Annotated in this window: 13 protein-coding genes; 6 read left to right on the top strand and 7 right to left on the bottom strand. The window is 37.6% G+C overall.

Annotated features, from left to right (window positions below):
• Positions 1 to 94: 94 nt before the first annotated feature.
• A complete protein-coding gene (miaA, locus tag SAGCYANO_RS00650; protein ID WP_202218327.1) occupies positions 95 to 1,009 on the bottom strand; it encodes a tRNA (adenosine(37)-N6)-dimethylallyltransferase MiaA in 915 nt (304 codons plus the stop codon).
• Between the two features lie 622 nt (positions 1,010 to 1,631).
• Here miaA and gyrB point away from each other — a divergent pair.
• Positions 1,632 to 4,880, top strand: coding sequence for a DNA topoisomerase (ATP-hydrolyzing) subunit B (gyrB, locus tag SAGCYANO_RS00645; RefSeq protein WP_202218328.1), 3,249 nt, complete (start codon positions 1,632 to 1,634; stop codon positions 4,878 to 4,880).
• A 242-nt stretch (positions 4,881 to 5,122) separates the two neighbouring features.
• Here gyrB and SAGCYANO_RS00640 read toward each other — a convergent pair whose 3' ends face one another.
• A complete protein-coding gene (locus SAGCYANO_RS00640) occupies positions 5,123 to 5,599 on the bottom strand; it encodes a helix-turn-helix domain-containing protein (protein ID WP_202218326.1) in 477 nt (158 codons plus the stop codon).
• 308 nt (positions 5,600 to 5,907) lie between these two features.
• On the opposite strand from SAGCYANO_RS00640, the gene SAGCYANO_RS00635 reads away from it, so the two are divergent.
• Positions 5,908 to 7,437 (top strand): GTPase, encoded by a 1,530-nt coding sequence (locus SAGCYANO_RS00635; protein ID WP_202218325.1) that lies wholly within the window; start codon positions 5,908 to 5,910, stop codon positions 7,435 to 7,437.
• A 32-nt stretch (positions 7,438 to 7,469) separates the two neighbouring features.
• A complete protein-coding gene (locus SAGCYANO_RS00630; protein ID WP_202218324.1) occupies positions 7,470 to 9,425 on the top strand; it encodes a hypothetical protein in 1,956 nt (651 codons plus the stop codon).
• Here the strand turns inward: SAGCYANO_RS00630 and SAGCYANO_RS00625 are convergent.
• Positions 9,411 to 9,590: a DUF433 domain-containing protein gene (locus tag SAGCYANO_RS00625; RefSeq protein WP_237395468.1), complete on the bottom strand. Its 180-nt coding sequence runs from the start codon at positions 9,588 to 9,590 to the stop codon at positions 9,411 to 9,413. The two genes, SAGCYANO_RS00630 and SAGCYANO_RS00625, sit on opposite strands and share 15 nt — an antisense overlap.
• Positions 9,580 to 9,819, bottom strand: coding sequence for a hypothetical protein (locus SAGCYANO_RS00620; RefSeq protein ID WP_202218322.1), 240 nt, complete (start codon positions 9,817 to 9,819; stop codon positions 9,580 to 9,582). The genes SAGCYANO_RS00625 and SAGCYANO_RS00620 overlap by 11 nt, the downstream gene beginning before the upstream one ends.
• A gap of 109 nt (positions 9,820 to 9,928) precedes the next feature.
• Between SAGCYANO_RS00620 and SAGCYANO_RS00615 the strand changes: the two genes are divergently transcribed.
• From SAGCYANO_RS00615 to SAGCYANO_RS43770, 3 genes are all read left to right on the top strand, one after another.
• Positions 9,929 to 10,156 carry an AbrB/MazE/SpoVT family DNA-binding domain-containing protein gene (locus tag SAGCYANO_RS00615; protein WP_202218321.1) on the top strand — a complete coding sequence of 76 codons (228 nt, stop codon included), beginning with the start codon at positions 9,929 to 9,931 and terminating at the stop codon, positions 10,154 to 10,156.
• A complete protein-coding gene (locus SAGCYANO_RS47225; protein ID WP_255502433.1) occupies positions 10,153 to 10,287 on the top strand; it encodes a hypothetical protein in 135 nt (44 codons plus the stop codon). The genes SAGCYANO_RS00615 and SAGCYANO_RS47225 overlap by 4 nt, the downstream gene beginning before the upstream one ends.
• A gap of 175 nt (positions 10,288 to 10,462) precedes the next feature.
• Positions 10,463 to 10,663, top strand: a complete 201-nt coding sequence (locus SAGCYANO_RS43770) for a type II toxin-antitoxin system VapC family toxin (protein ID WP_237395466.1) — start codon at positions 10,463 to 10,465, stop codon at positions 10,661 to 10,663.
• A gap of 167 nt (positions 10,664 to 10,830) precedes the next feature.
• On the opposite strand, the gene SAGCYANO_RS00605 is transcribed toward SAGCYANO_RS43770, so the two are convergent.
• The 3 genes from SAGCYANO_RS00605 to SAGCYANO_RS00595 all read right to left on the bottom strand — a co-directional run bounded on the left by SAGCYANO_RS00605 (position 10,831) and on the right by SAGCYANO_RS00595 (position 14,096).
• Positions 10,831 to 11,478 (bottom strand): Uma2 family endonuclease, encoded by a 648-nt coding sequence (locus tag SAGCYANO_RS00605; protein WP_202218320.1) that lies wholly within the window; start codon positions 11,476 to 11,478, stop codon positions 10,831 to 10,833.
• Between the two features lie 325 nt (positions 11,479 to 11,803).
• Positions 11,804 to 13,045 (bottom strand): calcium-binding protein, encoded by a 1,242-nt coding sequence (locus SAGCYANO_RS00600; protein WP_202218319.1) that lies wholly within the window; start codon positions 13,043 to 13,045, stop codon positions 11,804 to 11,806.
• A gap of 448 nt (positions 13,046 to 13,493) precedes the next feature.
• The gene (locus tag SAGCYANO_RS00595; protein WP_202218318.1) at positions 13,494 to 14,096 is read right to left on the bottom strand and encodes a 50S ribosomal protein L25/general stress protein Ctc; all 603 of its coding nucleotides are present in this window, start codon (positions 14,094 to 14,096) and stop codon (positions 13,494 to 13,496) included.
• Between the last annotated feature and the right edge of the window lie 319 nt (positions 14,097 to 14,415).

The raw sequence follows: 14,415 nt of genomic DNA, 5'->3' as shown, positions 1-14,415 counted from the left end.
CCTAATATATAGAATCCGGTTATATAGTTATATAATATATGTCTATAATTCTATAATTACTTGAGTATTCAATCTCCCCTACTCCCCTACTCCCCTACTCCCTAGATGATATAAACTCCTCGACTCGCTCCCAAACTCGATCTAGTAAACCCGGTGCTGCTGCATCAAACCATTCAATTTCTGGATACGCTCGAAACCAAGTTCGTTGTCGCTTGGCAAACTGACGAGTATGTAAAACTGTTGCATCTATCGCCTCAGTTAAACTAATATCCCCTGCCAAATATTGTTTCATCTCTGCATAACCTAATGTATCTAACAATGGTAACTCCGCACCATATTTTTCACATAAAAATTTGACTTCCTCCACTAACCCAACTTCCACCATTTTATTAGTCCGATGACGAATACGATCGCCCAAAACTTCAACATCACAATCCAATCCTACTTGCAAAATTGGATAATCTGGTGGGTTTTCTCCCTGCTGTTGAGAAATGGGTTTCCCACTCACATAAAAAACTTCCAATGCTCGCAACGTTCGTACTGCATCATTAGGATGAATTTTATCAGCAGCAATCCCATCTACTTGTTGTAACATTTCGTAACATTGTTTTTGGCCTAAATCTGCTAATTGCGATCGCAACTTTTCATTAGGCCCAACTCTAGGAATCTTCAAACCTTTAACTACTGCCTTAATATATAGACCTGTACCCCCCACTAATAAACTCGGAGATGCCACATCAGTTTGACTAATTAAATCTTGTGCCTGTTCCTGATATTCCGCTAGAGTCAAAATCTCCGTGGGTTCACAAATATCTACCAGGTAATGAGGTACTAATTCCCGTTCTTTTGTAGTTACTTTTGCCGTTCCAATGTTAAAATATTTATACACTTGACGAGAATCTGCACTAATAATCGCCGCTCCTAGTCTTTGGGCTAAATCCAAGGCTAATCCAGATTTACCTGTAGCAGTAGGCCCACAAATAGTAATTAGAAAAAAGTCAAAAGTCAAAAGTCAAAAGTCAAAAGTTAGACAAGTTATTGGTTTCTACATATTATTCTATCAAGAAATAATTCAGGTCAACTCTCCGTCGGTTCCCCTACCTGACTCCTTGTTAATTGAAGAAGTCAGAAGTTAAATTTCTAATTGGGGATTCTCATCAACAACTAAAATTAGGCCGATGTTTTATATATTTGAGTCGGCATTCATCCCCACTTCACTTTAACAATTGATAATGAACAATGAACAAAGAATAATGGATAATTACCTATCCTTGAAAGAAGAGGATTGAACTTAAGGAAAATATTTTCTTTTATTTTATTCATAATTCATAAATAATGAAGGAGGTCTTATACCAAATTCAGCAATTATCAATTATCAATTATCCATTATCCATTGATAAGGGTGTCCCGATCCTTTTTTTAGGTCGAAACTTCTGTCTAAATTTTTGTTAATTCTGTCTCCTGACTCCTGAATCCCGACTTATGACTCCTGGCTGCCTACATCCCCTAAATAAATTTCTCCTCAGAATAGCCCAGAGTCGCTTTTAAGGCTTTTATGTTATAATTTAGTAGAACTTTATCATTTTTTGACAAAAGTTGCGATTAAAGCCATTATTAGGAGGGATATTGCTATGGCCAGCAGCGATTATGGCGCTGAACAAATACAAGTTCTCGAAGGTCTCGAAGCAGTACGCAAGCGACCAGGAATGTACATTGGTACCACAGGGCCTCGGGGACTACATCATCTAATCTACGAAGTTGTTGATAACTCTATCGATGAGGCGCTAGCTGGTTATTGCACCCACATCGAAGTCGATCTCAATGAAGATGGTTCTGTTAAAGTTACAGATGATGGCCGGGGAATTCCGGTGGATACCCATTCTAAAACAGGTAAGTCAGCTTTAGAAACAGTTATGACTGTTCTCCACGCTGGAGGTAAATTTGGTGGTGGTGGTTATAAAGTTTCTGGGGGATTACACGGAGTAGGGGTTTCTGTGGTCAACGCTCTGTCAGAGTGGGTAGAGGTAACGGTTTGGCGGGATAAAAAGACACATATCCAACGTTATGAGCGTGGCAAACCTATTGATGACCTGAAATCTAAGTCTAATAAAGAAAAGCGGACGGGTACATCAGTACATTTTCTCCCCGATGAACAAATTTTTACTACAGGTATAGAATTTGACTACAATACTGTTGTTGGTCGTCTGCGAGAACTAGCATATTTGAATGCAGGTGTCAAGATTACAATAACAGACCACCGCCTAGAATTAATCAAAAGTGATGAACCACGAGTTGAATCTTATTGTTATGAGGGTGGGATTAAGGAATATGTTGTCTACATGAACCGGGAAAAGCAACCTTTGCACGAAGAGGTAATTTTTGTACAAGGGGAAAAGAATGATGTACAAGTGGAAGTAGCTTTGCAATGGTGTTTAGATGCTTTTAGTGATAATGTTCTCGGTTTTGCCAATAATATTAGGACTATTGATGGCGGTACTCATTTGGAGGGGTTGAAAACTGTTTTAACCAGAACAATGAATGGTATTGCTCGTAAGCGGAATAAACTCAAAGAAAGTGATTCTAATTTAGGTGGTGAAAATGTCCGGGAAGGTTTAACGGCAGTTATTTCTGTAAAGGTTCCCGAACCAGAATTTGAAGGTCAAACAAAGACTAAGTTGGGCAATACTGAAGTTAGAGGTATTGTTGACTCTTTGGTTGGAGAAGTTTTAACTGAATATTTAGAGTTTAATCCTCAAATTGCTGATGCAGTTTTGGAGAAGGCTATTCAAGCTTTTAAAGCAGCAGAAGCAGCTCGTCGAGCAAGGGATTTAGTGAGGAGAAAATCAGTTTTAGAATCTTCTCCATTACCAGGAAAACTAGCCGATTGCAGTACGAAAAACCCTGAAGAATCCGAGATATACCTCGTCGAAGGGGACAGTGCCGGAGGTTGTTTTTTTAGTCAACAAAAGATTTCTTTGGCTGATGGACGTAATATTAGTTTTGCAGAAATAGTAGCCGAGCAAGCTGAGGGTAAAGAACATTTTTGTTACACAATTAACGAGAGTGGATATGTGGCAGTTGAAAGGATAATTAATGCTAGGATGACCAAGAAAAATGCCACAGTTATTAAGATAACTTTGGATAATAATGAAACTATAATTTGTACTCCAGATCATCCTTTTATGCTCAGAGATGGTAGTTATAAACCAGCAGCTTTATTAACACCAAATGATGCTTTGATGCCTCTGTATCGAAAGTTATCTCAAAAGAAAAAAAATGGTTGGGGATTAGATGGTTATGAAATGGTTTGGAATCCTAAAAAAGATAGTTGGATTTATACTCATTTATTGGCAGACTTTTATAATTTGAATGCAGGAGTATATAAGTCAGGAGATGGCAACCATCGTCATCATGTTGATTTCAATAAACTCAATAATAATCCTACCAATATTCAACGACTTCCAGCGGAGGAACACTTAGCATTACATAGGGAACATCTTGAATTCACTTTGCATCGTCCCGATGTTAAAGAAAAAAGTCGTCAAGCTCATACAACTGATGAATTTCGGGCGAAGATGAAGGAACGAATGCAGGAACCTGAGACGCGAGAAATTTTATCACAACAAGCTAAAGCACAGTGGGAAGTTGATGAGTATAAAGCTTTTATGGTTCAGAAATGGCGCGAGTTTTATGATAGCAATGAAGAGTATCGTGAACAAAATCGCGAACAGTTAATGAAAGCACAGCAGGAATATTGGAGTAAAGCTGAGAACTGTGAAACTCAAGCTGAACGAGTGCGGGATTATTTTGCTAATAACCCAGAAGCACGGGAGGCAGCTTCTGAAGTAGCAAAACAGCAATGGGAAGATGAAGATTTGTTGGAGTGGCGACGGCAAAAAACTAAGGAACAGTGGACTCCTGAATTTCGTGCCAAGCGTCGCGAGGCATTAAATAAAACTTACTATCGCAAGACTCTTGAGGCGTTGCATAAGGTTTATCAGAGTTCTCGTTTCATAGATTTGGATTTGTATGATATTTATCGTCGTCGCGAGAAGGATAAGTCACTATTGAAGTTTGATACTTTCTGCGGTCGCTATTTTGGAGGAGACGAATTTTTGGCGCGGGATGCTATTCGTAACTATAATCATCGGGTTGTTTCTATTGAACCTCTGGAAGAACGACGGGATGTTTACGACATTGAAGTTCCCAATACTCATAACTTTGCTTTAGCTAGTGGAGTTTTTGTTCATAATAGTGCTAAACAAGGTCGCGATCGCCGTTTCCAAGCGATATTACCGTTGCGGGGTAAAATTATCAACATTGAAAAAACGGACGATGCTAGGATTTACAAAAATAATGAAATTCAATCAATGATTACAGCTTTAGGTCTGGGTATCAAAGGTGATGAGTTTGACATTACTCAACTACGCTATCATAAGGTAATTATTATGACTGACGCAGATGTTGATGGTGCCCACATCCGCACGTTGTTATTAACATTTTTCTACCGATATAAACGAGCGTTGGTTGACCAGGGTTATGTGTATATTGCTTGCCCTCCTTTGTATAAAGTGGAGCGGGGTCGGAATCATTACTATTGTTATAGCGATCGCGAACTCAACCAACTGGTTCAAAATGAGTTTCCTGCTAATGCCAACTATACTATCCAAAGGTTTAAAGGTCTCGGTGAAATGATGCCAGCACAACTTTGGGATACGACAATGAACCCAGAAACTCGGACTTTGAAGCAAGTAGAAATTGAAGATGCTGCGGAGGCGGATCGGATATTTACGGTGTTGATGGGCGATCGGGTTGCTCCCCGGCGTGAGTTTATTGAAACTTATGGACCAAAATTGAATATTACTGATTTGGATATTTAATTAGGTAGAGTGGGCAAATATTAGTTGATGTTGGACGGTCTGACTCAATATTTGCTCACTCTAGAATAAAGTAGGCGATCGCCACTATAGCATTTTGCCCTGGTAAAAAGTTTTTGACCGAAAAATTAAGGTATAAAGCCTCTCCATTCATGGAGAAAAAAGAAAAAAATTCCTTTTAACCCAATCCTCTTCTTTTCAAGGAGAGGTAATTCTAAATTCTAAATTCTAAATTATTGAAAATCCTATTCTTCTTCATCTTCAACTTTTATTGTGGAAAATTCAGTGGGAGATGTAGCAACTATTCGGAGGTTGACATCAACTATTATTTGATTTTTTTCAAGCTTGACATTAGCTTTCTTAATTAAAATTTTTGCTGATAAATGATCGTCCGACTCTGCTTCTAGAGGTGTATCACTTTTATATCCAGCAGTATCCAACCATTCACAAATATTTCTCCAATTATCAACTTTTCCATTACTTGGTTCCACAAGAACTTTCACATATCTGTAGAGAGTATTACAGAGATCGACACCAACACCCTTAGCACTTTTACCTAATATATCCGCAATTTCATCAGGACTATATTCACAAAGTAAACCTCGTAAATGTAACTTTTCCGTAGGTGTAAGATGTTTACCTTTAGCAGAAGCAAGGTCTTTGTAAAGGGTTTCTAAATCCCAATGTAAAGCTGCTTCCGAGAAGGTTTCTTTTTTAGCCATTAGAGAGTGTCCTTATTTGAAAGCTTTGCTAGTAAAATTCTAACATTATTACTAACATTTATTAGTAGACAATCAAAAAGAGGTTGAGGTAGAATGTAAAAAAGTTAGTTAGTGATAAAAAAATTAAGTTACTTTCTCTCAAATAATTATTCTGAGATAACCAGAAATATCCGAGAATTATTTACATATTTTCGAGGATTATTCCAGGTTTTAAAGTAGGGAGTTGTACTTAAAAAAATTATATTTGATTTATTAAAAGGTGGAGAAAAACACAAACTTATGTATGGGGATTTAGTGAGGAGGTAACTTTGGTCGATTTTAGTTATATTTCTCAAACCAAAGATCGCTTAATTAAAGCGTTATCAACTCTTCCTGAAGAGACAATTTTATTCTCTGGTTCATCTGCTACCTTTTCTGAAGTGAATATTGGCACAGCTATTGCACAAGATATTGAAAGGTTAGAGGATTTTTGGGAATTTCTTGAGAGCTATCGTAATCTTAAGATTATTGCTTTAGTTGGAATGTTGAATACAGGTAAGTCTGCTATTGGCAATCTTCTCTTAAATCGTGGGGAGTCAGATGTTTTTGAAGAAGCTTGTATTCGTGAAACTTCGGAAGCCCAAGAAGCCAAGATAGACGAAGAGACTGTAATTGTTGACTTGCCAGGACTTGGATCTGTTTTATGTGAGGAAGATGATGCAGTTACTAAAAGTGTAATACGTAGAGCTAATCTGCTTTTACTTGTACTTGATGTTAGTTATCCTATTCCAAAACATCTTTATGATTTCCTTAAAAGCAGTGAAGTTATCAAGAACGGTAGTCTACAGCAGATTGTTATTATTGTTAATAAAGTAGATTGTCTATCAGATTTACCTGAGAAGATTCAACAGAAACAAATTCAGAATTATATTAAGTTTCTGAGGCAGGGTAATCAAAAAATGGAATTTGAGGGAATAGCTCAACTTTTTGATTATGAAATTCCTATTGTGCCATTCTCAGTTATGGAGTCAAGAAGAAAGCTGAATAGTGAGCGAGAACATCAATTAAGGAAAACAATTGACGCTTCGCTGAAGGCTAATGCAGACACAGCTACTAACCGTGCTGCATACGATTTATTGGAAACAGCAAGTAAGTATTTAGTTGTTGTAGCAAGTTATGCCGTAATGCAAGAAAAGCTACAAGATATCAACAGTAAAATGACATCAATAATTACAACAGTAAAAGAACAAATTGATGAATCATTTAATAGTGAACTTACTAGATTTTTGAAGCAATGTGACTCAATTCGAGAATCATGTTTCCGAGAAATGAATAGCTGTACTACTAATAGTGACGAAAGATTTTGGCAAGGAGACAACTTTAAGTGGAAAAAAAAGAAATTGTTTAATTGTCGGGAGCGTTATAAGGAGCGAATGGTTTCTGAATTAAATACTCTAGCTAGTAACCTCTGTAGCAATGTTTCAATTATTGCCAGAAGCTTATTTGGCAGTGTTGAAATATCTACTCCTGATAGTGAGGGAATTGAATCAGCATTAAAAAGCGCTATTTATGAAATATGGGATGCTTTTGATGATTACTGGTTTTTAGATAAAGAAAAATATACTTTTAAGCGCAGTATTAAGCAGTCAAATGAATATATGGATAAAGCAACTACTTGTCTAAAAAATTGGGCTTCCGAGTTTTATGATAGTGTTTTTATAACTCTCCAATCTCAGAGTAATGAGGTTAGTTTGTATCAGGAACTTGTCTATTATAAGTCTTATGCAAATTCCTTAGAGCCATTCTGCGAAGAATTTATTTCAATTGATTACTTTAAACAAGCGTTTCTAAGTAACTAACACTTTAGTATCTAAAATAAGGAGAAAGAACAATGTCTGAACAAAACTACAAAACTTTTCGGGTTAATATCAATACAACTACATTACTTGATGATTTTGCTCCAGTTTTAATAGATGATATTTCTGATAAATTTCGCCCAATATTCCTGTTAAAACAGGATTATTGTTCTCAGCTAAGAGAGAACTGTAATCACCTTGAAACATTTCCAGAATTTTCCAATTTGACAAGCGATATTTACAAACACATAAAAGAACTAGAAAATTACTTTTCTGATTGTGAAGAAAATATCAATTACTTCACTTTAGTCTTTATGGGTGCAGTAAGCGCTGGAAAGACTTCAATGATCTGCGACTTTTTGAATGTGAATCCCGATCGACTCAATGAAGCACTCCAAACCAGTAAAGATTTCCAACATGACGGTAGTGATGATGTTGTCATTGCAGGTGAAGTAGCTACTGCAAATGTTTACGAGTTTTTAGTTGATTCTAGTCGTATTCGTTTAGTAGATGTTCCAGGAACAGGTGGAGTTGTTCACGATAATACTACTCTCGCTCCTTTTGTTAATAAGGCTGATTGTGTCATCTTTTTGTCTAATGCTCTATCTGACTTGACTCGTAGTGACCTGGATTTTGTGGTAAGACATATTGTTGGACTTAAAGATATTAGTGAGCTAACGTCTGAAAATGCTTCCGATAAGAAAGCACTAATTGTAGTTAACAAGTGGAAAGCAGCAGTACGAGATTTATCTCCACACACGGAAGAAAAACAATGGTTAAGAAAGAAAGATTGGATTCTTTGGGGTGATAGCAAGAAAGAAAAAGGAGGAAAGTTCCCAGGGTTAAGCAATCTATTTAGACGAACTCTTGTAATTGTTCGTGCTAATACAAGTAAAAGAATGTTAGACGAAGATACTAAAAGCTATGAGCGATACGGAGAAAAAGAAATTCAACTTAATGAAGTCATTGATGCCCTCAAAGAAATTCTTCTGGAAGAGGGTATTCAGATTAAGTTAGAGCGTCCAAAAATTATTTTGAAAGATTCCTTGTCTGAGGTGCAAGACATTTTAGACAACGAGAAGATTAAATGCTCAGTTGATGACTTGGTTGAGAAACTTAAGGAAATGGGCTTAAAAGTTACTATTGATTCTTCTAAAATCATGTGGGAGTTAAACTCTCGCCTAGATAGCTTACGAAATCGCCTGAAAAATGATTTGTACTATCAAATTAAAATTGGTTTTGACCAGTGGGAACCTAATGTTACAGTCGCGGAGCGAATTAAAGGAATATGGCCTAAAGAGTGGTGGGGATCTGACAAATTCGGTGCAAAAGCCCTTCAAAATGAGCTAAAAGATCGTTGGAAGACAGAAATTGGAGATTTATTACATGAAAGTATTAAGCCAGATGATATTAAACGCACAGTAAGCGATGAGGCAGACTCAATTAGTAAGCTTTTGGAAGCTACTTTCAAGGTACAGTTGGCTCAGTTACAGAACGAGGTACTTAAAGATAAGTTGTCAAGAGGTATCTCCGTTCAATCATTGGATGATAGTAGCTTTAGCCTCACAGGTTCTAACAAGACACTTGAAAATGCTGTTAGCAAAGCAACTTCAGAAATTCAGCACAGTATAGTGGATGATGTTATTGGTATTATCACTACAGATGCAATACTTGCTGCTTTGCTCAGTGCTATTCTTAGTCCTTTGGGTAGTGTATTATTTTTTGCTATTCGGCGTTCGATAAGTGGTCAAGAGGAGGAAAAAAAGGCGAAACGAAATATAGAAGATGAAATTTTGCGTATAGCTGATGAGGTATCTGGTGAATTGCAAGAAAAAGTTGCTAGTAAATTGCGTGGTTCCGTCCAGAGTGCTGTAGATAGCATTGCCGCTCTCATCAAAGGCGAACAAGAAAGCTTAAGCAAGTCACTTCAAGCTCTTGATGAAGCAATTTCAACAGTTAATAAAATTCGTAGGCATTTAGAGTCTATCTAATTCCTTAACGCGCCAAGCAGCATAGGTTAGAGCTTCTTGCATATCCTCCGGTTCCAAATAAGGATATGCTTTTAAAATATCTTCTGTTGAATGACCTGATGCCATCAACCCCACTATAGTACCAACAGTGACGCGCAAACCTCGAATACAAGGTTTACCACCCATTACTTCTGGGTCTAAAGTAATTCTTTTTAATTGTTTCATGTAGTTTATTTTCTGCTTTTTCTATTAACGCTTCATTAACCAAGAAGTCTAGTTTTCCTGAATCAGAATCAGCCTCAATTTCTTGATTCCACTGCTCCCAATCTAACTCCATCATCCATTTTCTTAAATAGGTGAAATCATCAGGAGAAAGGAACTGAATTGCTGCTTGAATTTCTTTAACTGTAGTCATATTATATCGCTATAATGGTAGTCTACTAATATTCTAGCAAGTAATGGGAATACTAATCCATGATAGTCTACTATATTATTCAAACTTTTAACCCAAAAAAATAAAAATTATGAAAATTGACACTGAAGGAAAAATTACCATCCCTCCAGAAATTCAAAACCTGCTTGAGTTTCAACCGGGTACAGAAGTTGAACTTGAAGTCATAGGAAACACTTTGCAAATTCGCAAACTTCAAAACTCCAACCGAGGAAAAGAAATTATTGCTGCTATTCGTGGCAAAGCAACCAACCGTCTGACAACTAATGAAATTATGCAACTAACTCGCGAAGAACTATGAGTGAAATTCTAGTCGATAGTAATGTCATCTTAGATATTCTCACGGAAGACCCGCAATGGTTTGATTGGTCATCGCAAATGCTAACTAACTACGCTAACCAGGGAGATTTAATAATTAATCCCATTATTTAGGCCAAAATATCTATTGGACAGGACTTACGCAAAATATTAGATTGTACGCCATCTGTAGGGGCGAACGGCCGTTCGCCCCTACTAAATATAGCGGTCTTGCGTAAGTCCTGTTGGATTTAATCAACCAGAGGAAGTTGAAGAAGCTTTACCAGAAGATTTTTTTCGTCGAGACCCATTGCCTTATTCAGCAGCTTTCCTAGCAGGACAAAGCTTTTTAAGATATCGTCAGCGTGGTGGAGAAAGGCGATCACCACTTCCTGATTTTTATATTGGTGCCCATGCTGCTGTAGCAAATATTCCTCTGCTAACCCGCGATGTAAATCGTTATCGTACATACTTCCCAGCTATTCAACTGATTACGCCTAATGGTGTCTAGCTTTTTAGCAGGCGTTGTTTGGTAGAGTTACCAATCTAGTAGGGTGTGTTAGCGGAACGAAGTGGAGCGTAACGCACCATTTTTGATGTTGCCTGGTGCGTTACGCTATCGCTAACAGCACCCTACTAAGCTTTGTTGGGTATCAGTATCGTTCTACCCAACCTACTTTATTTTGCAGAAAGTTGTTCCTGCACCCAAGCGCGAACAGTATTCATAGTTTTATTCCAACCTATAAATGGAGAGCGTTCCAAATATTCAGGAATAGTATCAGTCAAGGGCAAATCAGGAAAATGAATACTAAATTCCGACTCTACATATTCCCCATTTTCCAACACATAAATTTTCAACTTACCCTTCTCAAACTTCCACAATTCAGGAACACCTAAATTTTGATAAATATTAGGATGAGTGCGAGAAGTAACGTCAATTTCCAATGCTAAATCTGGAGGCGGATCGACAGTTAAATCTATTCGTTTCTTACCTCGTACTTTTGCCTCATTTTCAATATAAAAACAGTCATCAGGTTCAATACCTTGCTGCATCAATTCATTTTTAAAAGTTGTGGAACCAAGAGGCCAAAAATCAATTTCTAACTCCTGCATCAGCACCTTTAATAAATCTGCAATAATCACTTTTGCACTTTCATGTTCTGGTAATGGTGCCGTAATTTCCAAAGTATTATTTTCATAAGCAATTCGCGAATTACGACTTTCTCCTAAGTCGGCTAAAATTCCTTCAAAATCTTGCCAACTCATATCTTTTAATAACACTCGCTGTCCTGGAGGAACAGTTAATTGTTGGAGTTTAACCAGCATTTTTTCTCCTTACAAAAACCGGCGTTGCTGATTCTGGGTATTATTTTGCCCCCCTAACCCCCAATTTTGGGGGGAATAAAACTCTAAAAGTCCCCCAATTTTGGGGGATTTAGGGGGCTTGAGCAGAACCAAACAATCGCGCATTCATACTTCAATTCAGCAACGCCCAAAAACCAAGTAAGTTGGGTTTTGTCCCTCAACCCAACCTATATTTATTGCACCATTTAAGGTGTGTAAATCTAGTGTTTTTTATTATTACAGAATACAACACACCATTGATAAGGTAGTTTGTGACAACTCAACTAAAAATTCCCACAAACACAACTTATCTGATTTGGAAATTATCCTCAGTTATAGTGGGAGCATTCTCTAGGAGAGCAAACTGATTTATATTATCATTAGCGTTGTAAAATAGTTCCCCTGATGTTTCATTATAGATAATGAAAGCATCAGAATTACTGACCGCATCATCAGTGTCAACTATTTCAAAGTCATTATCATCACTGAAACCTATTCCACGATCGCTGTTAAGAGCAGCAAATGTTGTCTTATCAAGTAATATTAAGTCTCCTTGGTTTCCATCTTCGTTTGGTCTCAAGTCTGACTGGAAGTCTGTAATATTATCTACACCAATATCGTCGGAATTGAAAGCCACATTAGTATTGAAGATAAAGCGATCAATACTTGCACCACCTGCCAAAGTATCGTTTCCACGACCACCATTAAGACGATCGCGACCTTGACCACCTCTGAGAATATCGTTACCATCCCCACCCAAAAGGATATCAAACCCAGAGCGACCTTCTAAAACATCATCACCATCTTTACCAAACAGCGTATCATTGCCCAAAACACCAATAATTTGGTCATTTTCATCTGTACCAGCAAGGCGATCGTTGCCTCTAGTACCTATACTTGCAACCCTCAAACTTACAGAGTCAAAAGTTACCGATCTACCTTCACTTTCATTGAGGTTTACCAAACGGATGCCCAAGTTTTCTCCCAAGGAAGCATCATTTACACTAGACCGATAGGAAACAGTTGCTGTCTGAAACTCTCCCTCTGAAATAGATAGAGAGTTATCATCCACTGCTAATACTTCATCTCCTGCCAAGAGTTGGACTTGATAACCAGGAAAACCATCTAAATCAAAACTAGCTTGTAATGGTTGCAGAGTAAAGGCTTGAGGATTTCCTACTTCTACCTGTAGGGTGTATCTTTTACCAGTTTCGAGCACTGTATTAAGAGGCTGAAATATTCCCACTTGACCTTGACCTGCTAGCAAACCACTGTCGGCAAACGCGATATTATTCCCTTCTGGCACCCCAACATCGGGATGAGGTGTATTACCTGCTCCTGTTGCTGGATTAAATATACCCAGAAGTGGAGCATCAAATGCCGGGAGTTCTGCATCTGCGAAACTCTCAACTAGGCCATCTGGATCGTATATCTGCCAATCACGAATCGGTGGAATAATATCTAAACCTAGTCTATTTAGTTGGTCGGTAAATTGATCGTCTTCAAGTTCTGGTGTTTCAAACCCTGGATTCAATAATTCTTCTTCCATAACTTTTCTTGTTTACTCTAAATTTTATTTTGCCTTACAAAAACCAAGTAAGTTTAGTTTTGTCCCTCAACCCAACCTACATTTATTGCACCATTTAAGGTGTGTCAATCTAGTATTTTTTATTATTACAAAATACAACACACCATTTTGATCTAATACCTTGCCTACATCTATTCAAGTTGTCGTTAAACTTTTTGATAAATTTTTGTAGAGACTTTCCATGAAATGTCTCTACATTTTTTCACATCTATGTCATAATAATATCAACTGATACTTATGGGCGTTGCTGATTATGGGTATGATGCAAGCCCCCCTAACCCCCCAATTTTGGGGGGGAATAAAACTCTAAAAGTCCCCGAATTTTGGGGTATTTAGGGGGCTTGACTAGAACCAAACAATCGCGCATTCATACTTCAATTCAGCAACGCCTGCTTATGAAATCTTTAACTTATTCTGCTGCCTCACCTTCTGACTCTGACTCTGTAGATGACGCTCCCGCAGGAGCCATTACACGCGCTAACACTAAGTCTCCTTCTCCTGTCGCTTCTACTCCTTCTGGTAAAGTAATTTGACTCAGCTGAAGAGACTCTCCTAACTTAAGACCTGAGACATCTATATCTAATGTTTCAGGAATTTTATCTGGTTTGCATCTGATTGCTAATTCTGTAACAGTCTGGTCTAAAATTCCACCACCGACTTTAACTCCTACTGGATCGCCAACAAAATGTATAGGTACTTCTACATCTAGACTTCCATGAGCAGCTACGGAGAAAAAACTTAGGTGAAGAATTAAGGGTTTATAGGGATGAGATTGAACTTCCCGAAGAATAGTTTTGCCACTCCAAGAAATATCAGGAACTTGAAGATCGATGATAGTATTGTTAATAGAGGTATCCTTTAACAACTTTTGTGCTTTTTTAACTTCAATTGTTAATGGAACTGATTCTGTACCTTGATGACCATATAATACTGCAGGAATTAATCCTTCTCGTCTTAGAGCTTTGGTTTTGCTACCTTCAGGTCTTTTTTGACATTCTACTGTAACTTCCATCTTGACTTTTTTCGCTTAGTTTGCTTACCAATTATACCAAAGTTTTTGACATAGCAGAAGAAAGAAGGAAGAAGGAAGAAGGAAGAAGGAAGAAGGAAAATAGATTATTAATAGCTATCTAGAAAAAACACTCTTTTCACTTCAACCACAAATTTCTCTATCAGGACTTACGCAAAGACTCTATACATAGAAGTCTTGGTGCGTTACGCTAGCGCTAACACACCCTACTGGACTGACACATCTAAAATAGTGCAATAAATGTAGGTTGGGTTGAGGAACCGTTAGCGGAGCTTATCCGTCAGGATAAACCCAACAGTAG

Origin of the sequence: Okeania sp. KiyG1, from assembly GCF_014132355.1 — a bacterium.
In the GTDB taxonomy this organism is placed as follows: Bacteria; Cyanobacteriota; Cyanobacteriia; order Cyanobacteriales; family Microcoleaceae; genus Okeania.
The sequence above is the reverse complement of the archived record's forward strand: the minus strand, read 5'-3'. Positions and strand labels throughout refer to the sequence as shown.